General features: G+C 69.8%; 18 protein-coding genes. 7 read left to right on the top strand and 11 right to left on the bottom strand.

Annotated features, from left to right (window positions below):
- Together OEB96_RS23065 and OEB96_RS23060 are read left to right on the top strand one after the other, a co-directional pair.
- Positions 1-816 carry a biotin--[acetyl-CoA-carboxylase] ligase gene (locus OEB96_RS23065; RefSeq protein WP_266218854.1) on the top strand — a complete coding sequence of 272 codons (816 nt, stop codon included), beginning with the start codon at positions 1-3 and terminating at the stop codon, positions 814-816.
- A gap of 54 nt (positions 817-870) precedes the next feature.
- Entirely contained in the window at positions 871-2163 is a 1293-nt protein-coding gene (locus OEB96_RS23060; RefSeq protein WP_266218850.1) for an FAD-dependent oxidoreductase, read from the top strand.
- A gap of 37 nt (positions 2164-2200) precedes the next feature.
- Here OEB96_RS23060 and OEB96_RS23055 read toward each other — a convergent pair whose 3' ends face one another.
- Positions 2201-6136 (bottom strand): serine/threonine-protein kinase, encoded by a 3936-nt coding sequence (locus tag OEB96_RS23055; protein WP_266218848.1) that lies wholly within the window; start codon positions 6134-6136, stop codon positions 2201-2203.
- A 170-nt stretch (positions 6137-6306) separates the two neighbouring features.
- On the opposite strand from OEB96_RS23055, the gene OEB96_RS23050 reads away from it, so the two are divergent.
- The 3 genes from OEB96_RS23050 (at position 6307) to OEB96_RS23040 (ending at position 8708) form a co-directional block, all read left to right on the top strand.
- Positions 6307-6912: a DUF924 family protein gene (locus OEB96_RS23050; RefSeq protein WP_266218846.1), complete on the top strand. Its 606-nt coding sequence runs from the start codon at positions 6307-6309 to the stop codon at positions 6910-6912.
- Between the two features lie 64 nt (positions 6913-6976).
- A complete protein-coding gene (metF, locus tag OEB96_RS23045; protein ID WP_266218844.1) occupies positions 6977-7891 on the top strand; it encodes a methylenetetrahydrofolate reductase [NAD(P)H] in 915 nt (304 codons plus the stop codon).
- A 103-nt stretch (positions 7892-7994) separates the two neighbouring features.
- Positions 7995-8708 carry a matrixin family metalloprotease gene (locus tag OEB96_RS23040; protein ID WP_266218842.1) on the top strand — a complete coding sequence of 238 codons (714 nt, stop codon included), beginning with the start codon at positions 7995-7997 and terminating at the stop codon, positions 8706-8708.
- Here OEB96_RS23040 and OEB96_RS23035 read toward each other — a convergent pair.
- Positions 8662-9447 (bottom strand): hypothetical protein, encoded by a 786-nt coding sequence (locus OEB96_RS23035; protein ID WP_266218840.1) that lies wholly within the window; start codon positions 9445-9447, stop codon positions 8662-8664. The two genes, OEB96_RS23040 and OEB96_RS23035, sit on opposite strands and share 47 nt — an antisense overlap.
- A 145-nt stretch (positions 9448-9592) precedes the next feature.
- Here OEB96_RS23035 and OEB96_RS23030 point away from each other — a divergent pair, with 145 nt between their 5' ends.
- Positions 9593-10840 carry a myxococcus cysteine-rich repeat containing protein gene (locus tag OEB96_RS23030; protein ID WP_266218838.1) on the top strand — a complete coding sequence of 416 codons (1248 nt, stop codon included), beginning with the start codon at positions 9593-9595 and terminating at the stop codon, positions 10838-10840.
- On the opposite strand, the gene OEB96_RS23025 is transcribed toward OEB96_RS23030, so the two are convergent.
- The 3 genes from OEB96_RS23025 to ettA are packed head-to-tail and all read right to left on the bottom strand — an operon-like array spanning position 10740 to position 14102.
- Entirely contained in the window at positions 10740-11348 is a 609-nt protein-coding gene (locus OEB96_RS23025) for a hypothetical protein (RefSeq protein ID WP_266218836.1), read from the bottom strand. The genes OEB96_RS23030 and OEB96_RS23025 overlap by 101 nt on opposite strands.
- Positions 11296-12405, bottom strand: a complete 1110-nt coding sequence (locus tag OEB96_RS23020; protein ID WP_266218835.1) for an AAA family ATPase — start codon at positions 12403-12405, stop codon at positions 11296-11298. Before OEB96_RS23020 ends, OEB96_RS23025 begins: the two co-directional genes overlap by 53 nt.
- Positions 12406-12419: 14 nt before the next feature.
- A complete protein-coding gene (gene ettA / locus OEB96_RS23015) occupies positions 12420-14102 on the bottom strand; it encodes an energy-dependent translational throttle protein EttA (protein WP_266218833.1) in 1683 nt (560 codons plus the stop codon).
- Positions 14103-14375: 273 nt separating this feature from the next.
- On the opposite strand from ettA, the gene speA reads away from it, so the two are divergent.
- The gene (gene speA / locus OEB96_RS23010; RefSeq protein WP_266218831.1) at positions 14376-16298 is read left to right on the top strand and encodes a biosynthetic arginine decarboxylase; all 1923 of its coding nucleotides are present in this window, start codon (positions 14376-14378) and stop codon (positions 16296-16298) included.
- Positions 16299-16332: 34 nt separating this feature from the next.
- Here the strand turns inward: speA and OEB96_RS23005 are convergent, their stop codons facing one another.
- The 6 genes from OEB96_RS23005 to OEB96_RS22980 form a co-directional block, all read right to left on the bottom strand.
- Positions 16333-17352, bottom strand: a complete 1020-nt coding sequence (locus OEB96_RS23005; protein WP_266218830.1) for a C13 family peptidase — start codon at positions 17350-17352, stop codon at positions 16333-16335.
- Between the two features lie 114 nt (positions 17353-17466).
- Positions 17467-18402, bottom strand: coding sequence for an alpha/beta hydrolase family protein (locus tag OEB96_RS23000; RefSeq protein ID WP_266218828.1), 936 nt, complete (start codon positions 18400-18402; stop codon positions 17467-17469).
- Positions 18403-18411: 9 nt separating this feature from the next.
- On the bottom strand, positions 18412-18786 hold the full coding sequence (locus OEB96_RS22995) for a RidA family protein (RefSeq protein ID WP_266218827.1): 375 nt from the start codon (positions 18784-18786) through the stop codon (positions 18412-18414).
- Complete coding sequence (locus tag OEB96_RS22990; protein ID WP_266218825.1) at positions 18783-20270, bottom strand: pyridoxal phosphate-dependent decarboxylase family protein; 1488 nt, start codon at positions 20268-20270, stop codon at positions 18783-18785. Before OEB96_RS22990 ends, OEB96_RS22995 begins: the two co-directional genes overlap by 4 nt.
- Positions 20263-21675, bottom strand: a complete 1413-nt coding sequence (locus tag OEB96_RS22985) for an amidohydrolase family protein (protein WP_266218823.1) — start codon at positions 21673-21675, stop codon at positions 20263-20265. Before OEB96_RS22985 ends, OEB96_RS22990 begins: the two co-directional genes overlap by 8 nt.
- Entirely contained in the window at positions 21672-23216 is a 1545-nt protein-coding gene (locus tag OEB96_RS22980) for an amidohydrolase (protein ID WP_266218821.1), read from the bottom strand. The genes OEB96_RS22985 and OEB96_RS22980 overlap by 4 nt, the downstream gene beginning before the upstream one ends.
- Positions 23217-23241: the final 25 nt, after the last annotated feature.

The raw sequence follows: 23241 nt of genomic DNA, 5'->3' as shown, positions 1-23241 counted from the left end.
ATGGCGAGTCACGCGAGCGAGGACGACGACCTGCGCCGGCTGGGGACCTTCCTGCGGGGTTGCTACGGCCGGCCCCACGAGCATCACGCCGAGCTGTCCTCGACCAACGACCGTGCGCTCGAGTGGATGCGCGCCGGGGCGCCCCACGGGGCCGTGGTGACCGCGGACGCCCAGCGAGCCGGACGGGGGCGCCGAGGGCGTACCTGGCACTCGCCGCCGGGGGAGAGCCTCTACGTCTCGCTCGTGGTGCGTCCGGATCGGCCGCCCGATCGCCCCGATGGCTTCGGTGCGCTGGGCCTGGCGGTGGGCGTGGGCCTGCACGAGGGGCTGCCCCGGCTGCGGGCACCGGTGTGGCTCAAGTGGCCCAACGATCTCACCGTGGAGGGGCGCAAGCTCGGCGGGATCCTCTGCGAGGCCCGCTGGATCGGCAACGTGCCCGAGGTGGTGGTGGGCTTTGGTCTCAACGTCCATGGCCGTACGTTCCCCGAGCCCCTGCGAGCGCTGGCCACCAGCATTGCCCTATGCCGTGACGGCGAGGTACCGGGGCGGGCCGTGCTCCTGGCCGAGCTGCTCGTGGCGCTCGAGGGAGCGATCGAGCCGTTCTTGCGCGAGGGCTTTGCGGCGGTCGCCGAGCGTTACTTGCCGTCGTGTGAGGTGCTGGGGCGGGTGGTCGAGGTGGGCGATCGTGAAGCACCCGATCGCGCCCGTCGAGCGGTGGCCGAGCGTCTGGACCAGGATGGAGCGCTGTGGGTGCGCCCGGTCGACGGCGGTCCTCCCCTTCGCGTGGAGTCCTCCGACGTCTGGATCGCGCCCTGACGCGGGACCGGTGCGGCCTTGAAGCGGGCGTCCATGCCCGGTATCAAGGTTGCGATGCTCAAGAAGGTGGCGATCGTGGGTGGGGGCGTGGCCGGTATGGGGGCGGCGCAGCGCTTGGTCGGCGCCGGCTATCGCGTCACGCTGTTCGAGTATCTGCCACGGCTGGGCGGTGATTGCTTCGGGGTCGACGTGCAGCTCGCCGGCCGCGGCATGGTTCGGATCGACGCCGGAGTCAGCGACTTCAACCCCGACACGTTCGTGCGGGTCAAGGGGCTGCTCGACGAGCTCGGCCTGCCCTACCGGCCCATCGTGCAAGACGCCACGTTCATGACCCCCGATGGCGAGCCGCTCTACTACTTTCGCAATGGCGAGCTGAGGGTCGACTGGCCCACCCACGCGGCGGCGCGGTTCATGTCCGAGATCACCCGCTTCAACCGCGAGTGCGTGGAGGTCCTCGACGGCCACGACCATGCCGACTGGACCCTGGGGCGCTACCTCGAGGAGCGCGGCTACTCCAACGAGCTGGGGGCGTTCTATGCGTTCCCGCGGGCCATGGGCTGCTTTCCCATGCCCAACGACGACCCCGCCAACTACCTGGTGCGCAGCCTGGTGTCGTTTTGGCGGATGCACGGGATCGTGGGGCGCAAGGGACCGGCCACGCGGATGTGCGTGTCGGGTGGCATGCACGAGTACTGCGGGGCGTTCGAGCGCTGGTTCACCATTCGCGGGGGCGAGCTGCGCTGCTCCACGCGGGTGGTGGGGGTGGTGCGGCGCTCCAAGAGCATCGAGATTCGCGCGGTCACCCGCGACGACGACCACCTCGCCTTCAAGGTCGATCACGTGATCTTCGCGACCAATCCCAACGAGGTCGTGCCCTTGCTCGAGGATCCCACCGACGACGAGATCTCGATCTTCAACGAGTTTCCCTATCAGCGGGCCCGGCTGGCGGTGCACATGGATCCCAAGCTGATGCCGCGGGATCGCCGGGCCTGGGGCTCGTACAACTACGTGATCGGCAGCAAGGGCGACCCCGAGGTCCGCCCCACCATCACGTTCTATCCCAACCTCATGACGGGCCTCCCCAGCAAGGTCCCCGACGTGTTCGTGAGCATGAACCCGCACATCGAGCCCGACGAGGAGGCGCTCATCTCCAACCGGTTCTTCGAACACCCGGTGGCCACCGGCAAGACCCACCTCGCCACCGCGCGGCTGGACGAGATCCAGGGCGTTCGCGGCACGTGGTTCGCAGGGAGCTACCTGCGCGAGCCGTTCGTGCACGAGCAGGCGCTGGCCACCGGACAGGACGTGGCCGAGCGGCTCATCGAGCACGGTCAGGCGAGCAACTGACTCGGGCTGGGCTGGGCTGGGCTGGGCTGGGCGGGCTTCATCCCGCCTCGGGCAGCTCCAGGATCCGAGCGTTCTCGGGACGCGCGAGGAAGGTGGGCTGCCACTCGGGGCGAGGGAGCCGAGCCGCTCGAGTCTGCAGCCGGGTCTTGGCGTCGGTGACGGCGGCGGCGGCTTCGGGAGCGCGGGTGGCCAGCAACGCCTCGGCGAGCGCAAGCGGCGGTGAGCTCTCGCCCTGGAGCATGCTGCCGAGCTCGATGAGCAGCGCCATTGCCTCCTTGGCGGTCTCGAGGGCCTGCTCGGGGCGACCGAGCCCCAGCAGAGCCCGTGAGCGCTCGGCGGTGGCCCACGCCCGCAGCCCGGGAGACATGGCCAGGCGCTCGATCGCGGTGGCGGCCTCGGCTTCGGCGCGGTCGTACCGGGCGCGTCGTTGCTCGATCCCGCTGATGTGGGTGCGGGCCCAGCCCTCGAGGCGCACGTTGCCGACCGAGGCGCACGTGGCCGCGGCGCGCTCGAGCATGGTCACGGCGTCGTCGAGGCGTCCGCGATGTCCCAGCACGTAGCCGAGGTTGACCTCGGCGTAGGTGATCGTCTGGCGGGCCCCGAGCTCCTCGGCGAGCGCGAGCGCCTCGACCAGGATCTCCTCGGCGCGCTCGAACATCCCGATCTCGGCGAAGCACCAGCCCACGGTGGGGCGCTCGAGCGAGACGTTGCGGCGATCGCCAGCGCGCTCGAACGCCGCGACGGCCGCCTCGAGGTGCACCAGGAATCGGCCCACGTCGCCCCCGTGCGCGGCTCGGACCCCGCGGACGTGCTCGACCTGGGCGAGGGTCAGCGGATCGAGCGATGCGGCGCCGCCCTGCTGCTGCACCTGCTCGGTCACGTCGGCGAGGAGCTCGTCGGCACGCGCGAGGCGACCGGCGAAGATCAGCTGGAAGCAGCCGCGGCACAGGCACACGATCTGGTCGCGCCCGGCATCCGGGGCGGCATCCTGGCCGCGGGCGACCTGGAACCACCGCTCGACCGAGTCGTAGTCACCACGCCGGGCCGAGGCCACGATGGTGGTGCCGAGCGCACGAAACCACTCGGTGCTGCCGGCCTCGAGCGCGCCCACGGCGTCCACGCCTCGCTCTTGCGCCCGTGCGTAGTCGCCCTGCCAGTAGCCCGCCACCGATTGCATCGAGCGAAGCTGACCCCGGGAGTCCCCCTCGGCGCCCAGCTCGATGGCCTGCTCGGCGCGTGCGATCACGGCCTCGAGGTCGTTGCCCTCGAGCGCCTGGGCGGCCGCGCGCTGGATGCAGATGCGGGCGCGGGCCGGCTCGTCGCCCTGCAGGAAGTGCTCGGCGAGGACGGAGGGATCGGTCTCTCCCTCTTGCTCGAGCCACAGCCCGGCGAGGCGGTGTCCGAGGAGACGGTCGTCCTCGGTCAGCAGCTCGTGCGCGGCGTCGCGTACGAGGGCGTGGCGGAACTTGTACTCGTGGCGCTGGGGAAAGCGACCCTCGCGTCGTGGGGTGATGATCTCGCGCTGGGCGAGCTCCTCGAGCCACTCGGCCGCGGAGAACGTGGCGTGGGTACGGCCGAGCAGCGCCTCCACGCCCTCGGCCCAGAACACCTCGCCGAACACGCTGGCGGCTCGCAGCACCCGCTTGGCTTCCTCGCCCAGCTCGTCGAAGCGCGCCTGCAGCATGCCCAGGATCGAGTCCGGGAGCCCGTCGTGGCCGCCCGAGGTGGCCACGGCCCGGATGAGCTCCTCGAGGTAGAACGCGTTGCCACCGGCGCGCTCCACGATGAGCGCCTCGAGCTCGGGATCCACGTCGTCACCCAGCATGTGGCGCACCAGCTTGCGGCTGGCCGACCTGGAGAGCGCATCGAGACGGATCTCCTGCAGCGCGCGCTCGGTCCACAGCGAGGGGAATCGCTGGGAGACCTCGGGGCGCGCGAGCGCGAGGACCATCAGCGGCAGGTCGCGCAGCGCTCGTAGTGCGGCGTCGACGTAGCGCACCGAAGGCAGGTCGCCCCAGTGCAGGTCGTCGAGCACGAACACCACCGGCTGGGCCGAGCACAGCGCGCGGAGCCAGTCGACGAACGCGGCCTGCATGGCGTCGCCCATCAGCATCGGGTCCTTGCGCGCGGCCTGCAGCGACTCGTGACCGGTGTCGGGGAACGGCACGCCGATGAGCTCACCGAGGAATTGGGTCACCCGCTCGAGGTCCGCCCCACCCACGTGCTCGGTGATGCGTGCCCGCAGCTTGCGGCGCGAGGACTCGACCGCCTCGCCGGTATGGATGCCCGCGTAGCGGCGAATGGCCGGGGCGATCATCACGAACGGTGAGCCGGCGGTGACCGAGTCGCCCTGGCCGAGCAGCAGCTCGAGCTCGGCACGGCTGCGCAGCGAGCGGGTGACTTCGTCGCGCAGTCGCGACTTGCCCGCGCCGGCGGGTCCGGTCACGAGCACGACCCGGGCCACCGGCTCGTCCATGCACTCCTCGAAGATCTCCTCGAGCGTGACCATCTCTCGGCGCCGCCCCACCCATGTGCTCTTGCGGCCCAGGAGCGTGCGGGGGGTCTCGGTCTCGCGTTCCTGCTCGAGGCGCAGGTGGGGCCCGTCGCGCGAGACCACGAACCGCGCATCGAGGATCTCGGCGACGGTGGGGTCGAGTCGGATCTCACCCGGGGTGGCGACCCGCAGCGAGGACACCGCGCGGCCGATGGCGTCGCCGACGAGGTTGGCCTGGCCACCCGCCGCCCGGCCCAGGGCCATCGAGATCCGAAGCCGCGGCATGCGGGCGCGCAAGGCCAGCGCGGCTCGAGCCACGCGCGTGGCCTGATCGGTCGGCAGGGCGCTCGAGCGCGCGGTGACCAGGATCGACTCGTCGGGCAGGTGGGTGAGCACGGCGCCGGAGTCGGCGGCCAGTCGCTGCAGATCGGTGATCTCGTCGCTCCACAGCCGCACGCGCTGGGCGAGCAGGATGCAGTGCACACGCTGCTCCGCCCGCGTGATGACCGACGGGCCACCCAACGAGGCACCCAGTGGACCAGTCGCGCGGATCACCGGGGCGATCGAGGCATGGGCGGCGAGGACCTCGAAGGTGTCGCGCAGCGCGTGGCCGTCCTGGGGGCGCTCGCTCGGATCCTTGGACAGCGAGCCCATGATGAGCTCGAGCAGCGCCGGGGGCAGGTCGGGGCGTAGCTCTGCGAGGTCCGGAGGATCGTCGATGGCGATCTTGGTGAGCACCGCGAGCACCGTGCGGGCCTTGAACGGTGTCTCGCCCGTCAAGCACTCGTACAGCAGCACGCCGGTGGCCCACACGTCGACGGCCGGCGTCAGGTTGCGGTCGCCGTCGACCTGCTCGGGGGCCATGTACATCGGCGTGCCGACGATGGCGCCGGTGCGGGTCAACGACGTGGGGGTGCGTCCGAAGCGAGCGGTGCCGAAGTCGAGGAGCTTGATGTGATCGAGGCTGCCACCCACCGCGAACACGTTGGTGGGCTTGATGTCGCGGTGGATGACGCCGAGGTCGTGCAGCGCGGCCAGGGCGGACGCGAGCTGCTTGCCCAGTCCGATCACCTCGGGGAGCGTGAGCACCACGGTCGGCGCGGCGTGGAAGCCCTCGGGATCCCGTACCGTCATGCCGGTGACCCCGTCCTGGGTGGGCGAGCCGCGACGGGTGAGGATGGAGCCGAGGTCCTCGCCCTCGAGCCACTCCATCACCAGGTAGTGCGCACCCCCCGGGGTCTGCCCGTGGGCCACGTAGCGCACGACCCCCGGGTGGCTGACCGTGGCCAGGAGCTGGGCTTCGCGGCCGAAGCGGATGAGGTTGGTCTCGTTCTCGTCGTAGACGACCTTGAACGCGACCATGCGCCCGGTGTGGAGGTCCCGTGCACGAAAGATCTGTCCGGAGCCCCCCGAAGCCACGCGCTCCTGGAGCTCGAAGCGATCGTCGACGCGATCACCGGCCTTGAGTGCCTGCAACACCCAGGCCGGAGGGTACACGCTTTCGCGCGCGGGTTCGCGCCCCGGATGGGCCCGAAGCCATGGCGGCACCTGCGGATCGACGCCCGGGTGACGGCCGATGGGAGACTTTGCTACTCCTTGCCCACCATGGGCCATGTCCTCGTCTCCGGTACCGAAAGGACCCAAGCGCGATGATCGTGGAACCCGCGGAGGTCCTCGAGCACTGGTTTGGAGGGCACGATCCCGACGACCCGGCCACCGGTCGCCAGCAGGCAGGGCTGTGGTGGGGCCAAGCCGAGCACACCGATCGCGAGCTGGCCGAGCGCTTCGGCGCGACTCACGAGGCAGCCTGTCGGGGGGAGCTGCGGGCGTGGGCCAGCGATCCCTCGGGACGGGTGGCCCTGGTGCTGGTGCTCGATCAGCTGTCACGCAATCTCCATCGCGGGACCCCTCGCGCCTTTGCCAACGACGAGACGGCGCTCCGCTCGACGCTCGAGGCCATCGCGCGCGGGGAGGATCGCACCCGCCCCTTCTTCCATCGCGTGTTCCTCTACATGCCGTTCCAGCACAGCGAGCGCCTGGCGATGCAGGAGCAGGGGGGTCGCATGTTCGAGCGCCTGCGCGACGAGGCCAACGACGCGCAGCGCGAGCTGGCCCGGATGTATCTCGGCTTCATGTGGCGGCATCGCGACATCGTGGCTCGCTTCGGGCGGTTTCCCCACCGCAACGCGATCCTGGGACGGCCCAGCAGCGGCGAGGAGCTGCGCTTCTTGACGCAGCCGGGCTCCTCGTTCTGACGGGATTGCCCCGAGCCGCGGCGGGCTCGCTCCGAGCGGGGTCGACGCGCTATGCTCGGCTGCGATGCTCATTCGCGAGCGGCTTCGGCACAAGCGGCCGGTCTTCAGCTTCGAGTTCTTTCCTCCCAAGACGGAGCAGGGCGAGGCCAGCCTGCTGCGGGCGCTGGAACGTCTTGCACCGCTCGAGCCCGACTTCGTCTCGGTGACCTATGGTGCGGGGGGCAGCACCCGGGCGCGAACCCTCGAGATCGTGACCCGCATCAAGCGGGAGTTCGGCATCGAGGCCATGGCGCACCTGACCTGCGTGGGGTCCACTCGGGACGAACTCGCCGCCGTGATCGACAAGCTGGGCGACGCCGGGGTGCACAACGTCCTCGCCCTGCGCGGTGATCCCCCACGGGGGCGAACCGAGTTCGAGGTGACCCCCGGTGGCTTTCGCTTTGCCAGCGATCTGGTGGCCTTCATCCACGAGCGTGGCGACTTCTGTGTGGGGGTGGCGTGCTACCCCGAGGTCCACCCCGAGGCCGTTCACGCCGCGGCCGACCTCGCCCACCTGCGCACCAAGGTCGACGCAGGGGCCGACTTCCTCGTCTCGCAGCTCTTCTTCGACAACGCGCGCTTCTTCGAGTTCGTGGGTCGGGTCAAGGGAGCGGGCATCGAGGTCCCCGTGCTCGCCGGCATCATGCCGGTCACCAATGTGACGCAGATCCAGCGCTTCACCCAGATGATCGGGGCCTCGATTCCTCCTTCGCTGGCCCGCCGCCTGGAGGCGGCGGATGGCGACCCCCAGGAGGTGTTCTGGACCGGGGTGAGCTATGCGGCCCACCAGTGTCGCGAGCTGCTGCGGCCGCCCGGCGAGGACCCCTTCGAGCGACCGCCGCGGTCGGTGGCGGGGATCCACTTCTACACCCTCAACAAGTCTCCGGCCTCGCGGGCGATCTTCCAGATCCTTCGCATCGCCCACACCGGGCTGGGCTGAGCCGAGCTCGGCGCGGGGAGTCGCGACGGTGCCGAGCGGGATCGTGCCGAGCTGGATCGTGATGGCCGCGAGCATGTGGATGGGGGGCCCTACGCTCGGCGCCATGCAGACCGCCACGCTGATCGAAGCACGGCAGCGCCTGGGTCGCGATGCATTCGTGGTGGAATCACCGCCGTGCCCCACGCAGGCGCGGTGGTGCTTCGAGCTGGCGCTGCACGTGGTCGAGGAGGACGGCGCCGACGTCCAGACCCCGCAGTGGGTGGCCGATCAGGTCCGCGAGGCCAATCGCCTGTTCGCGCCCATCGACGTGGGGTTTCGCGTGGGCTCGGCCAAGGTGGTCGACGCCCGGTTCGCCAGCGTGGAGACGCGGCTCGACCGCGACCTGCTCGGCCGTGACGAGCACTCGCTGGGGGTCGTGCACGTGTTCGTGGTGCGGCGGCTGGCCGACGTGGACGTGCCCGGCGAGGTGATCCGCGGGGTGCACTGGCGCGACCGGGTGCAGACCTCGCGGCGCTGGGTCATCCTCTCGTCGATCGCGTCGTCGCTGGTGCTCGCGCACGAGCTGGGTCACTTCTTTGGGCTGCCGCACAGCAAGCATCGCAAGAGCCTGATGAACAAGTCGCCCCACCTCGATCCGCCCTGGCACCTGCGGACGTTTCCCGAGGAGGAGCTGGCGATCATGCGGCGGAGGCGAGATGCGATGGTCGAGGACGGGACGCTGGTGAAGGCGAACGTGAACGCGAAGCCAGCCGCGCCGCCGACGCTCCCGGTTACGCCCGTGGATCCACGAAGCCCAGCCGACGCAGCGCCCGGTTGAGCTCGAGGCGCAGCTGCAGCGGGGTCATGCCCAGGCGCTTGGCGGCGTCGTCGAGCGAGTAGCGCAGCTCGCCCACGCGGACCTCGGCCCCGGGGGAGAGTGCGAGGTAGCCCTCGACCGACAGCGGCTGGTCCTCCACGCCGACCCAGACGTCGCGCTCGATGAGGCTCGGGAAGTTCTCGATCGCACGCTCGTAGCGGGCACGATCGCGGGGACCGAGCTCGTTCGTGGGTAGGCGCCGCAGATCCAGGATGACCCCGATCTCGAGCTGACCGTCCTCGTAGACGGCTCGCGAGGCGCGGACGGCCGGGCTCGGCTTCTTGACGTTGCGGTGGAAGCCTCGCAGCTCGTGGCGGCTCGGTGCAGGTCCCGAGCGAGGGATCCGCAGGCGGGGTGGATCGGGCTCGTCGTACGAGTCCTCGCGCCGGGGCTGGGGCGCGGCCGCGGGCTCGAAGGCGATGACCGGCCCGGGCTCGGCCCGGCCCTCGACCGCTTCGGCGCCGCCCTCGATCGGATCCTCGGGGAAGCGGTTGCCCTGCTCGTCGAGGGCGATCCATCGCGAGGGCTTGGCCTCGCCGCTCGAGATCTCACCCGCGTAGTCCTCGACGTCGCCCTCGGTGTACCACTTCGGCAGTGCGGTGGCCTGGTGCCACAGATGGGCCACGACCCCCACTGCGACCATCAGGAGCCCGCCGAGCACCGCGGCCGTGATCGCGAGCTTCTTGCGCAGCGGGGTCATGGCAGTGACGTGCCAAGCGTACGACGGTCGTCGCGGCGCGACCAAGCGTGCTCGAGCACGACCCGTCCAGGCCACGCTGGACGTCGAAAATGCGTCGGGTCCGACACCCCGACCGACGGTCCTACGCGGTACGATGGTCGCGATCATGTCACGTGCGCTCCTTTGCTTGGTTGGTCTCGCGCTTCCGCTCGTCTCGCTGCCCATCACGGCCTCCGCCGCGACCTGGGGCAGCTTCTCTGCGTCTCGCATGGCCTACGCCACGGGCGCGCTGACGGGCAGCGTCCACAGCGAGCTGCTCGCGGCCATCGACGCGCACGGTGACGTCGTGGCACCGGATACCGACGCGCTGACCCCCGAGTACCTGGCCACCGTCGACGTGTTCTATACGGCCATGCTCAGCGACGGGACCGGCCCCACGGCGGGGGCGCCCGGGACGCTGTCGTCGACCGAGCAGGAGGCCCTGCAGGACTGGGTGGTCGGCGGGGGCACGCTCATCATCACCCCCGACAGCAACGGCTTCGATGGTCCGTATCCCCTCGTCTACGACAGCTGGCTGCAGGACTACGGGATCGGCGACTTCACGTTCGTGTTCGGTCCTGGGGTCGGCTCGCCCATCGTGGTGCACCCGATCACCGACGGGGTGGGGACCTATGCGGTCGATGGGACGGTCCACTTCTCCTATCCCGCCGAGGGCCAGCTGCTCGGAACCGCCGTCGATGGCGTATCACCGCTCATCGTGGTGCTCGAGCCGGCTTCGGGCTTCGTCGACGGCGGCCGCATCCTCGTGCTGTCCGATCACAACGTCCTCACCAACAACTTCATCGGAGGGAACGGCAATCCGATCCTCGCCGAGAACATCGTGGAGTGGGCGGCCGGCGAGTGTGGCAACACCATCGTGGAGTCCGGTGAGGAGTGCGACGACGGCAACGCGGAGGATGGCGACGGCTGTGACGCCACGTGCACCGTCGAGGGCGGAGGTGGAAGCAGCGGGGAAGGGGGCTCGGGCAGCAGCGACGGCGGCCTCGATGACACCTCGGCGGGCTCGACGTCGTCGCCCTCCGAGGACACCACTGGCGGCCCACCTCTGGGCACCACGGGCTCGGGTGGCTCGGGTGGCTCGGGCGGCTCCGGTGATGATGGGATCCCGATTGACATGGACGATGGGGGTGGCTGCAGCTGCCGCAGCGAGGGGCGGACGTCGCCAGGCCCCATGGCATTGGCGTTGGTGCTATCGGTGACGAGCATCCGTCGTCGGCGTCGGGATCGAAGCTCCGGTGGAAGCGCTCGACGCACTACCCCTGCATCAGGCCGATGCGGCGCGCTTCGGCAAGGGCCGCCCGATGGGAAGGCAGTGGGGTGCTCGAGTCATCCCACCCGGCCACGGCAGTCTTGATGGTTTCGGATGCGGCCTTGGGTTCGTTCCAGAGCACGCGGTACCGCTCATCGAGCTTCAAGGGCGCTTTCTCGTCGACGCCATCGGCTCCGGTGAGGTGCGCGAGCCAGGTCTCGATGCTCCACGTTGGCACGAACACCGCGATCGCCTCGTCGGGACCCCTTGGGTCGATCGCGGCGTCTTCGAGCTGCTGGGCGAGCTCCCGCAATCGCCCCTCGACCCCGACGTTGTCTCCGTCGATCACGACCAGCAGTCCGAGGTTGGCTTGGAAGTTCTTGGAGCGGCGCTTCCGCACGGAGGTCGCGTACTTGAGTCGAACCCAGGCCGACGCAGAGCCCTTGCCAGCGGGCGCTGGAGCGACGTGCTCGACCCGAACGTCGTAGCGCTTGCAGAGGCGGCAGACGAACTGCTCGGTACGGCGATCCTCGCACAGGATACGGACTCGCCATCGAGCCCTATTCATCGTCCACCCGCTGCTTGGCCAGATCGTAGGCAGTCTCTCCAGCATCGAGATCCGGCTCGAGCTTCGCGATTCGCGAACAGCCCGTCGCAGGATCGCGCCACATCCTCCACGCTGCATCTGCCGCGAGATAGTCGATGGACTCGGGATGATGGGAGATCACCAAGAGCTGTCGGTCTCCTTCCAATGCAGCATCGACGACGGCCCGGAGCCATGGCTGGATCTCTGCGGGGGCCACGTAGTTCTCGATCTCGTCGAGCCCGATCAGGCTCGCGTGCTCGAGCGCGAAGCGCAGCACCCCGTACAGGGCGATGAGCAATCGCTGACCCTCGGAGAGCCCGTCCCAGCTGACCTCGTGAGTCTTGCCGCCGAAGTCGAAGCGAATCCGCAAGTCCCTGGTCTCGGCCGAAATCGACTCGAGCCGAAGCTGGTAGAAACCCGGGAGCACCTGGATCAAGTCCTCACGCAGACGCGTGGCCGCCGCGAAGTCCTCTTGGACCTTGGTCCGATACCAATTCGCGAAGTTACCCAGGTCGCGCTCGATCCACGTGGTCTCTCGGCTGGCCACCCCGCCGATTCGCAGCGGGTCGGGCTTGAACATCCACATCGACGCGATTGCGTCGCGAAAGGCCACGAGCTTGCGGTTGCCGGGTCCGGGTTCGATGGCCGCGAGGAACGAACGACGGCGGTCGAAGGGAATCGTGGCGGAGGACTGACCGCCGTGGAGCTTGACGGCGCCTCCGATCGCCTCGTAGAGCAGATCGCCAGCCGACGAGAGTTGCTCGATGATCGAGCAGCGGCTGCGGTCGTGAGGGTCCGAGAGCTCGAGCCGTGCCTCGAGCTGGTACTCGAAGTGCTCGCCGTCGTGCTCGAGCTCCAGCGCGATGACTTGGGAAGGCTCGTCGAGCCACGCGGTCCGTGTCGCCGGGAATCCCAATTCATCGATGCGCTTGCCGTGTACGATCACGTCCCGCGCGATCCATAGCGCCTCGAACAGTGCGCTCTTGCCCGCGCCGTTGTCACCTACCAGCACGCACGAGGACGGCAGGCTCCACTCGAAGTGGACGAGCGTGCGGTAGTTGTGGACGTGAATCCGCTTGAGCATCAGCGCGCCTCTGCTCAGCCCCGCGTCAGCTTGCGGTACTTGACCCGCTTGGGCACGAGCGCGTCGTCGCCGAGCCGCCGCTTGCGGTCGGCTTCGTAGTCCGCGAAGTTGCCCTCGAACCAGGTGACCTTGCTGTCGCCCTCGAACGCCAGGATGTGGGTGGCGATGCGGTCGAGGAACCACCGGTCGTGGCTGATGATCACCGCGCAGCCCGGGAATCCCAGCAGCGCTTCCTCGAGGTGCCGCAGCGTGTCCACGTCGAGGTCGTTGGTGGGCTCGTCGAGCAGGATCAGGTTTCCGCCGCGCTTGATGAGCTTGGCCAGGTGCACGCGATTGCGCTCACCGCCGGACAGCACACCCACCTTCTTCTGCTGGTCCGCTCCGGTGAAGTTGAACTTGCCCACGTAGGCCCGGGCGCTGAGCTCCTGGCCGGCCATGTCGATGGTCTCGGCGCCGCCGGAGATTTCCTCGTAGATGGTCTTCTCGGGGTCGAGCGCATCGCGGCTCTGATCCACGTAGGCGATGTCGACGGTCTCGCCCACCGTGATCGCGCCCGAGTCGGGCTGCTCCTGCCCCACGATCATGCGAAACAGGGTGGTCTTGCCGGCACCATTGGCCCCGATGATGCCGACGATCCCGCCCGGGGGCAGGGTGAAGCTGAGGTCGTCGATGAGCAGCCGGTCGCCGTAGCCCTTGCTGACGTTCTTGAGCTCGACCACCTTGTTGCCCAGCCGCTTGCTGAACGGAATCTTGATGTCGGTCTGATCGGCCTTGCGCTCCTGCGCCTGGGCCAGCAGCTCGTTGTAGGCGGTGACGCGGGCCTTGCTCTTGGCCTGCCGCGCCTTGGGGCTGCTGTTGATCCACTCGAGCTCGCGCGCCAAGGTGCGCTGGCGGGTGCTCTCCTTCTTCTCCTCTTGCTCGAGCCGCTTGCGCTTCTGGTCGAGCCATGACGAGTAGTTGCCCTTCCACGGGATGCCCTTGCCGTGGTCGAGCTCGAGGATCCAGCCGGCCACGTTGTCGAGGAAGTAGCGGTCGTGGGTGATGGCGACCACCGTGCCCGGGTAGTCGTGCAGGTGACGCTCGAGCCAGGCGACGCTCTCCGCGTCGAGGTGGTTGGTCGGCTCGTCGAGCAGGAGCATGTCGGGCTTCTCGAGCAGCAGGCGGCACAGGGCCACCCGGCGCCGCTCGCCACCGCTGAGCTTGTCCACCGCGGCGTCGCCGGGCGGCGTGCGCAGCGCGTCCATGGCGATCTCCAGCGTGGTGTCGAGGCTCCAGCCGTCACCCGCCTCGATGATGTCCTGGAGCTTGGCCTGCTCTTCCAGCAAGGCGTTCATCTCGTCGTCGGAGCCGACGTCGCCGAACTTCATGCTGACCTCCTCGAAGCGGGCGAGCGTCTGCTTCATGTCGGCCACGGCCTGCTCGATGTTGCCCTTGACGTCCTTGGTCTCGTCGAGCCGGGGCTCCTGGGGCAGGTAGCCGACCCTCACGCCGTCGGCCGCCCACGCCTCGCCGATGAATTCCTTGTCGACGCCCGCCATGATCCGCAAGAGCGTGCTCTTGCCGGCGCCGTTGGAGCCCAGCACGCCGATCTTGGCGCCCGGGAAGAACTGCAGGTAGATGCCATCGAGCACCTGCTTGCCACCCGGCCAGACCTTGCGCAGGTCCTTCATCGTGAAGATGTACTGATACGAGGCCATTGCTGCTCCGTGCCCTGGCTGGGGCGGGCACGGAGCATAGCAGGCCCCTCGCGTCCTGCTCCATCCGACCGCGCTCGCGGCGACCACGACGGGATGGTCCGGCAAGCCACGCGGCCACCTACGCGGCCACGCACGCGGCCACCCTCCCTCGCGGCACCACGGGGGGAACGCCGTGCGGCGGCCCACGGCAGCAAGCGGCCCGTCGGGGTCCCTCGTGGGGCTCCTGCACGGGCCCCTTGCGTCCGGGGCGGACGCCGTCCACCCTCACGACCCATGGATACGCCCAACGCCCCCTACGCGATGGAGGTCTCGCTCAAGCGCTACGGCGTCGACCGGTGGGGCGAGGAATTCCTCTCGGTGAACGAGAAGGGGCACCTCGTCTATCGGGCGCCCGGGCTCGCTCCGGTGGATCTCCATCGGGTGGCCGAGTACCTCGAGGGACGCGGCATCCGTACTCCGTTCATCGTGCGGTTCCCCACCGTGGTCCAGGGGCAGATGCGCCGGCTGCAGCAGGCGTTTGCTCGCGCCATCAACGAGAACGGCTACAAGGGCGGCTACTTCGGCGTGCTGCCCATCAAGGTCAACCAGCGCCGAGTGGTGATCGATGCCCTCGTCCGGGCCACGGCTCCGACCTTCGGACTCGAGGCCGGCAGCAAGCCCGAGATGCTGATCGCGATGTCGCGGGCGCCCAATCCCGATGCGCCGCTGCTGATCAACGGGTTCAAGGATCGCGACTTCATGCGCATGGCCTATCATGCGGCCGAGCTCGGCCATCGCGTGATCGTGATCATCGAGTCCATTCGAGAGGTCGAGCGCTTCACGCAGGTGGGTCGAGAGGAGCCCTGGCGGGCCATCCCCCAGCTCGGGGTGCGAGCCAAGCTCTACACGCGCGGGAGCGGCCGCTGGCAGAGCTCGGGGGGCGAGACTTCCAAGTTCGGCCTGACCACCACCGAGATCCTCGATGTGGTGCGTACCCTCAAGGAGGCCGATCGCCTCGATCAGCTGGTGCTGCTGCACTTCCACATCGGCTCGCAGATCACCCGCATCAAGCGGATCAAGCAGGCCGTGCGCGAGGCGGCGCGGCTGTTCTGCTCGCTCCAGCTGTCGTGGGCGCCCAACATGCACTACCTCGATCTCGGCGGTGGCATGGGGGTGGACTACGACGGCAGCCGCACCTCCTACCCCTCGTCGGCCAACTACACCATGGAGGAGTACGCCAGCCAGGCCGTGTTCGAGGTGAGCGAGGTGGTGGAGCAGACGGGGGCCCAGGAGCCCACCTTGATCACCGAGAGCGGTCGCGCCATGGTGGCCAGGCACGCGGTCACCATCACCGACCTCCGCGAGGTGCAGGGGGCGCTGCCGCCCGAGCCGCCGTCTCGCGAGGACGAGCACCGCATCATCACCGCGCTGCGCGAGACCCTCGACCACCTCTCGCCCAAGAACTACGAGGAGTACTTCCACGACGCGGTCGACTTCCGCGACGAGGCGCTCGAGCTGTTCGCGACCGGCTACCTCACGCTCGAGGACCGCGCGGACGCCGAGGCGCTGTTCTTGCGGGTTCGCACCAAGGTGGCGCACATCGTCGACGAGCTCAAGCGTCCGTCCGAGGAGATCGTGGAGTACCTCGAGAAGGCCAACCGCAAGTACCTGGCCAATTTCTCGATCTTCCAGTCGTTGCCCGATGCCTGGAGCGTGGATCAGGTGTTCCCGGCGGCTCCGCTGTCGCGCCACGGGGAGCGGCCCACCCTCACCACCGAGATCGTCGACATCACCTGCGACAGCGATGGGTGCGTCACCAGCTTTGCGCACCCCGACGAGAACATGCGCTTCCTTCCCCTGCACGAGCGCCGCGACAAGAACGAGAAGTACTACCTGGGCTTCTTCATGACCGGTGCCTATCAGGACAGCCTGGCCAACCAGCACAACCTGTTCTCGCGGATCCACGACGTGGTGGTGCGGCACCCCGACGACGAGCGGCCCCACATCGCGGGGGTCAACCGCTTCACGCTCGACGAGGAACTCGTGCTCGACGTGAAGATCGGTGCGACCAACGAGGATGCCCTGCAGGCGATGGACTTCGACATCGACGACCTGCTGCACGAGCTGCGCGAGCGTCACGTGGATCACGCGACCAGCCTCGGAGAGCAGTGGGCGCTGGGGTTGTTGCAGTCGTATCCGTACCTCACGCGCGCGTGAGAGGGAGCGGGCGGTGGGCCCGCCCGCGCTGGCCTCACGGCGGGATCGATGCCGCGCCGGTCGGCGCGGCATCGGGCACGTTGGTGTACATCTGCGGCTGCGAGGGGCGCTCGCCGTCGATCGTCTCCATCGTCTCCACCACGAAGCGGATCGTCTCGTACATCGAGCGCCAGGGCAGCGTGGGCGGTGAGTGCGGGCCCTGCTCGAGTTCCTGGGCCAGCACGCGGTTGAACGTGCCGCCGAAGTAGGTGCGGTGCGCTCCGGGATCACAGCCAAAGCTCGGACGCGCCGCCGAGGTTGCAGTGAGGATGGTGATGTTGGGGACCTTGGTCAGCGGCGAGGGTCCGTCGTCGTCGGGGCGCTCGATGAAGCCACCGCTGAAGCAGGCCTGGAGCACCACGATCTTCTGGGTCGTCGGGGGCAGCTCGGAGAGCGCCGCCGCGAGGGTGTCCGGCGTCAGGACCAGGGACTCGGGCGGGCTTCCGGCGCGGCTGGCCTCGAGGATTGCCTCGACCTCACCCAGGCCGGGGCCGTCGCCGGCCTCCAGACCGATCGCATGGCGATCGAAGCGGCCGACCTCGCCTCGGCGCAGCTCGAGGTGATGGGGCAGCTCCTTGGGGTCGTCGACGCCGGCCTTCCAGCGCAGCAGCGGCGGCAGGCCGTGCCCGGTCACATAGAGATAGAGGTAGGGAGGTGCGGCGCGGCCGAGCGCTCGCAGGTGAGCATGGAGGGTGGCCGGATCGGCGGAGTAGCAGCGGCGCAGCTCGGGCGCGAGCGCGGCGAGCTGCTCCCCGTCGCCGAGCAAGGCGTCGGTCGAGGGCTTGGCGAAGTAGCAGGCGATGTCCTCGTCGCGTAGACCCGCGTGCTTCCACAGCTCGCGCTGCTCGACGATCTCGGCGGCGAAATTGGCCACGTCGTCCCCTCCGGCGACCAGGAGCACCTTGGTGCTGGAGGGGAGCGGAGTCGTGGCATAGGCGATGCTCTCGAACGGATCCGGTGGGGGCGGATCTTGCCCCGGGGCAGAGGGCTCGGTCGGGCGACAGGCTGGGAGCACCAGCGCTCCAAGGAGCAACGATCGGAAGAGCCCTGCCGCGCCCATGGCGCTATGAGCTTCGCGCATGGGGCTCGCTCCGTCGAGATCCGAGTTCGACCGGCCTACCGTCCCAGCCTACCGTCCCAGCTCGGCCTCCACCCACGCTCGGTAGCGGTCGAGTGCCGGGCGCAGGCAGCTCATGTGATCCCCGGGCACTCGCTCCACGGTCACGGCAGCGCCCCAGCGCTCGGCCTCGGCTGCAATGGCGTCGGCGTTGGGATGGAACCACGGATCGTCGTCTCCGATGTATGCGATGTGCGGATGCACGAGGTCCCGCACGTTGGGCCCCAGGGTTCGCAGCGTGCTCTCGGCGGGATCGAAGGGATCGAATCGCACCAGCTCGGCGTTGGTCTTGGACGTGCTCCAGCGCTTGAACGTCTGCGGCACGTAGAGGCCGACGACGCTGGCGGTTGCGCGCACGGGGGCGTCGGGGCGCAGGGCGAGCAAGGCGGCCAGTCCACCGCCGATGCTGTGGCCAGCGGCGTAGATGCGCTCGCCATCGACCTCGGGGCGCGCGGCGAGCCACCGGGTCGCCGCCACTGCGTCGTCGACCTCGCCGTAGAGCAGCTCGAGTCGACCGGGGTTGCCGTTCTCTCCGCGCAGCGCCGGCAACATCACCACGAACCCCGCGTCGACGAACGGTCGTACGGCCGCGAGGTCCTTGGGGGTCAGGGCGAACGCACCGTGGAAGTAGACCAGGGCCGGCGCGGGTGCCGAGCGCTCGTCGGGCACCACCAGCCATGCCAGCAGCTGCAGCGATCCCGACGGGTAGTGCACCTCGATCACTCCCTCCGGCACCAGTCCGGGCTCGTACTTGCCCGGCGAGGGGGCATCGATCCGCAGGCGCGTGGCATGGGCCGCACGGCGCTCGAGGAAGGGGACGTGGGGAGCCTCCGCGTCGTTGGCCTCGGGCACCCCGTGGGGCGGGCTCGACGAGGCCGCCGGGGAGCGGCAGCCCGGCAGCATGCCCGCGGCCACCAGTGTCGCGGCGACGAGGAGCCTGCGCGTCACCGTGGTGCCTCAGGTGTGGGCGACGGCTTCGATCTCGACCTGGAAGTCGTAGGGCAGCCGCCGCACCTCGACGCACGTGCGGGCCGGGGGAGCCTCGCCGGGGAAGAACCCCGCGTAGACGCGATTGAACGCGGGGTACTGCCCCATGTCGACGAGGTAGGCCGTCACCTTGAGCACGTTGTCGAGGCTCGAGCCTGCGCGCTCGAGCGTGCGACGCAGGTTCTCCAGGGTGAGGCGGACTTCGTCCTCGAAGCCGCCACGGACGCGGCGATAGTCATCGATGTCGACGGCGGCGTGACCCGAGGTGAAGATGAGCCCACCGTGGGTGCGGTGCCACGAGAAGACCGGGCTGTGCTCGAGAGATCGGGACGCGGAACGGTTCATCGGCGGAGGGGAAGCTTACCGTGGGCAGACCCCGGCAGGGTGTGCTCCACGTCCTCGAGGGCGTGGTCCACGTGGGTCTCGTGGGTGCGAAAGCTCAAGATGCACGCGCGTAGCGTGAAGGCCGAGCCGTTGGTGGTGGGCAGCGAGGTGCTCGACAGGAACACGCGACCGCGCTCGTTGATCGCTCGCAGCCATGCGGCGTTGCGGGCATCGTGGCGGGACGGCGTCTCCTCGGGCAATCGACGCAGCCGAAAGGGGACGGTCGACAGCTGCGGGGTGTCGACCACCTCGAGGGGGGCGCCTGCGTCCACGAGTCGAACGAGCCCCCGGTGGAAGCGATCCGCGAGCTCGAGCTTCTCGGTGAGCGCCTGGCGAAAGGGAGCGGCACCATGGAGCATGAGCGGGAGCCACAGGCGCAGCCCTCGAAACGGGCGCGAGAGCTCGGGGCCGTGCTCGGCTGGGCTGGGGGCAGCCAGGGGATCGTGGGCCTCGAAGTCCTGAAGGTAGGCCGCGTCGTCGGCGTGGGCTCGGCGTAGCGCGGCGCCATCGCGGACGAGCAGGCACCCGGTGCCGTAGGGCAGGAACATGCCCTTGTGGGGATCGAAGGTGATCGAGTCGGCACGCTCGATGCCCGCGAGGCGGGCACGCCCTTCGTCGCAGAGGACGAAGCTTCCGCCGTAGGCCGCATCGACGTGGTGCCAGAGTCCTTCACGGGCAGAGAGCGCCGCGATCTCGGCCAGGGGATCGATGGCGCCCGTGTTCGTGGTGCCCGCGGCCGAGACCACCAAGAACGGCTGGAGCCCCGCGCCGCGGTCGGCTGCGATGCGCTCGGCAAGCGCATCCGGGCGGAGACGGAGACGGGCGTCGACCTCGACGGTGCGCAAGCTCGCGCGGGGGAGCCCCGCCATCCGCAGCGCCTTGCCGATGCTGTGGTGGGCCTGGCTCGAGGCATAGACGGTGGCCTTGCGCAGGTCGGCGTGCTCGTCGAGGCGCTCGATGCGAGCGGTGACCACCGCCGAGAGGTTGGCCAGCGAGCCCCCCGAGCACAGCAGGCCGCGCGCACGACCGTCGTAGCCGAACTCGGCCGCGAGCCACTCGAGTACGTCGGCCTCGAGTCGAGCCAGGGCCGGGGCCGCCTGGGTGAGGCCGGTGAAGCGATTGACCAGGTCGGCCACGAAGTCGCCGAGGGCGGCGGTGGGCAGGCCCCCGCCGGGGACGTAGGCGAGGTAGCCGGGGCCGGCGGTCAGCAGCGCCGCTTCGGCGGCGCGCTCGAGTCGATCGACGATCGCGTCGACCCCTCCGGGGAGCGGAGTCTCGCCGATGGGGGCGCGGACCTCTTGCGCGCGCACGTGGGCCAGCTCGGGGGCGAGCCCCCCCGCGTGTCGCTGCGGGAGGCGCTCGATGTGCGCGATGGTGAAGTTCGCGAGCGCGTCGAGCCACTCGCGGAAGCGCGCCGGGCTGGGCTCGAGCGGGTGGTCACTCATCGCGGTCCTCACCAAAGCGGTCGAGCACGCGGTAGCGATCGCGCAGCAAGGTCTGGCGCGAGCGCATGGGGATGGGCTGGCCTCGCACCCACACGGCCACGGGCCACTGCGACAGCTCGAACGGGTCGCCGTCCCAGATCACCAGGTTGGCCACCTTGCCGGGCGCAATGCTTCCGTAGTGGTCGTCCATGCCGTAGATCCTCGCCAGCTCCAGCGTCACCGCGCGCAGGGCCACCTCGGCGGGCAAGCCGTTGGCCACCGCGATGCCGGCCTCCTGGGTCACGTTGCGGACGTTGTGTGCCTCGCCGAGCACCGCGATCCCCACGCGGGCACCGGCCTGGTGGAGCAGCGCCGCGTTGTCCATTCGGGCTCCGATCTGATCGAGGCTGTCGGGCAGGTTGGCGCTGGGCTGCACGATCACCGGGATGTCGGCCTCGGCCAGCGCATCGGCGACCTTCCAGCCCTGGGCACCACCGACCACGGCCACGCGCATGCCCGTGCTCTTGGCCAGCTCGGCCAGCGCGAGCAAGTCGCTGGCTCGGTCGGCGTACACCACCAGCGGAACCTGGCCGTCGAGCACCGAGCCGAGTGCATCGAGATCCAGGCGATGGGCCGCGAGGTCTCGCAGCTCCCGGCGCTCGTGTGCGGTACGGCGATCTCGATAGAAGCGCGCATCGTCGAGCACCTCGAGCAGCCCGGCGAAGGCCTCCGCCCGGGAGCCCGCGAGGGCGTGGCCGAGCTGGCCCGCCGCGGCGATCCGTGGGCGCGCCACGATGCCGCGATGGTCGCCGGCGAGGAGATCGATCCACGCCACTTGCCCCGAGAGCAGGCCTCCGCGAGGCGTCACCGCGGCGGAGGTGATGCCCTCGATGGCGCTCACCTGGATCAGGCTGCTGTCGGCGTTGATCGCCATCGATGCGTCGTAGCCGGCGCGGACCGGGCTCCCCCCGTTGCGCTCGGCGTCGACGGTGGAGCCCTCGAGATCGATCTCGACCAGGCCGAGCTGGGTGTGGGCCGCAATGATGCCCGGGGTCAGGAGCTTGCCCGCGAGGTCGATCCGCGTGGCCTCGGCTGGGATCGCGCTCATGCGGTCGGAGCCACCCACGGCCGCGATGCGAGCGCCGCGGAGCTCGACCACGCCATCCTCGATGATGGTGCCGTCGCCCACGTGGATCCGTGCGCCCACCAGGAATACGGCGTCGCCCTCGGCCCGATCGAAGGGCAGGGGGAGGACCTGGGGAGTGCGTGCGGGTGAACGGGAGGTCCGCGTGGCTCGAGCGGATGCAGGCGCGGCTCGGGATGCAGAGCCGGCGCCCAGCAGCACGAGCGTGACCACGGCGAGCACCAGGGCCGCCAGCGGCAGGCGAAGCCGAAGCGGTCGGGGCCGGAGCTGGAGCTGGATCATCGGCTCACCTCCTTGCCGCCATCATGGCCCCGCGGAGGGAATACGGCGGGGGCCTCCGGGCGGCGGAGGTCGCCGTCGCCCGGGCCCACCTCGAAGTCCGAGCGGGGCTGCTCGGTGCCCCACGCCACGTCGTAGACCACGCGTCCGTCGATGAACACCTGCTCGGCCCTGGTGTACACGCTCCACGGATCACCGCTCCACACCACGAGATCGGCTCGCTTGCCGTCCTCGAGGGTGCCGACCTCGCGATCCACACCCAGCGCCCAGGCCGGGTTGGCCGTGATCCAGCGCAGGGCCTCGTCGTCGCTGAGCGATAGACCCATGCGTCGCCCCGCGAACAGGGCCTTGGCCGCCTCCTGGTTCAGGCGCTGGATCCCGTGGGGGCTGTCGGAGTGGATGATCGCGCGCCCCCCTGCGGCCGAGACCATCGCTGCGTTCTCGCGGATCCCGTCGTAGGCCTCGGCCTTGAAGCCCCACCAGTCGGCCCATACCGACGCCGACACGTCGCGCTCGGCCAGTCGGTCCGCGATCTTGTAGGCCTCGACCGCGTGGTGGAAGCTGCGGATGCGAAACCCGAACCCGCGCGCCAGATCCATCATCAGGCTCATCTCGTCGGCGCGGTAGCAGTGCATGTGGACCAGGATCTCGCCGTCGAGCACGCCCACCAGGGTCTCGAGCGCCTCGTCGTGCGTGGGCGGCACGGGGGGAAGGTCGTCCTTGCCCTTGTCCTCGTCCTTGCCCTCGTCCTCGTGGTCCTCGTCCTCGCCCACGCGGCGGGCGTGCTGCTTGGCCTCCCAGCGCGCTTGCTCGTCGCGGTAGCGCTGCCAGCTCCGCCGGTACTCCACCGCTTGCTGGAACGCCTTGCGGTAGCCGGACACGTTGCCCATGCGCGTGGAGGGGCCTCCCTTGTCTCCGTACACGCGCTTGGGGTTCTCGCCGCAGGCCATCTTCAGGCCCGGCGGGGCCGCATCGAAGCGCGCATCCTCGAGGCTGCGCAGGCCCGGGTAGGGCTTGATGACCACACTGCGTCCACCGATGAGATTGGCCGAGCCGGGTAGGATCTGCATCGTGGTCACCCCCCCGGCGCGCGCGCGCTCGAGCCCCGGATCTTGGGGCCACACGGCGTCGCCGGCCCGCATGCCCGGGGTCACGGGCGCGGTGGCTTCGTTGCCATCGGCGTGGGCCGAGAACCCGGGCGAGGCATAGACTCCGAGGTGGGAGTGCGTGTCGATGAGCCCGGGCGTGATCACCTTGCCGCGTAGATCGACGACGGTCGCATCGTCGGGCGCCGTGACGTGAGCGCCGACGGCGGCGATGCGGTCGCCTTCCACGAGCACGTCACCGGTGGGATAGATCACCCCCGCTGCGGTCATCACCCGCGCCCCTTGGAGCAGCACACGCCGCTCGGTCGACGGAGCCGCGGCGGCGGCGTCCTCGTCGCTCACGAGCGCGGGTGGTGGCGGCTGGTCGGGTGGGGAAGGCTGCGAGCCGCGCTTGGTACAGCCGCAGGCGAGTATCATCACCAGGCACGCCGTCGTCACGCGTCCCGTTCGAAGCGCGCGGCTC

This window comes from Paraliomyxa miuraensis, assembly GCF_026337845.1.
In the GTDB taxonomy this organism is placed as follows: domain Bacteria; phylum Myxococcota_A; class Polyangia; order Nannocystales; family Nannocystaceae; genus Paraliomyxa; species Paraliomyxa miuraensis.
Note: the sequence above shows the minus strand (reverse complement) of the source record. Positions and strands in the feature narration are given on the sequence as shown.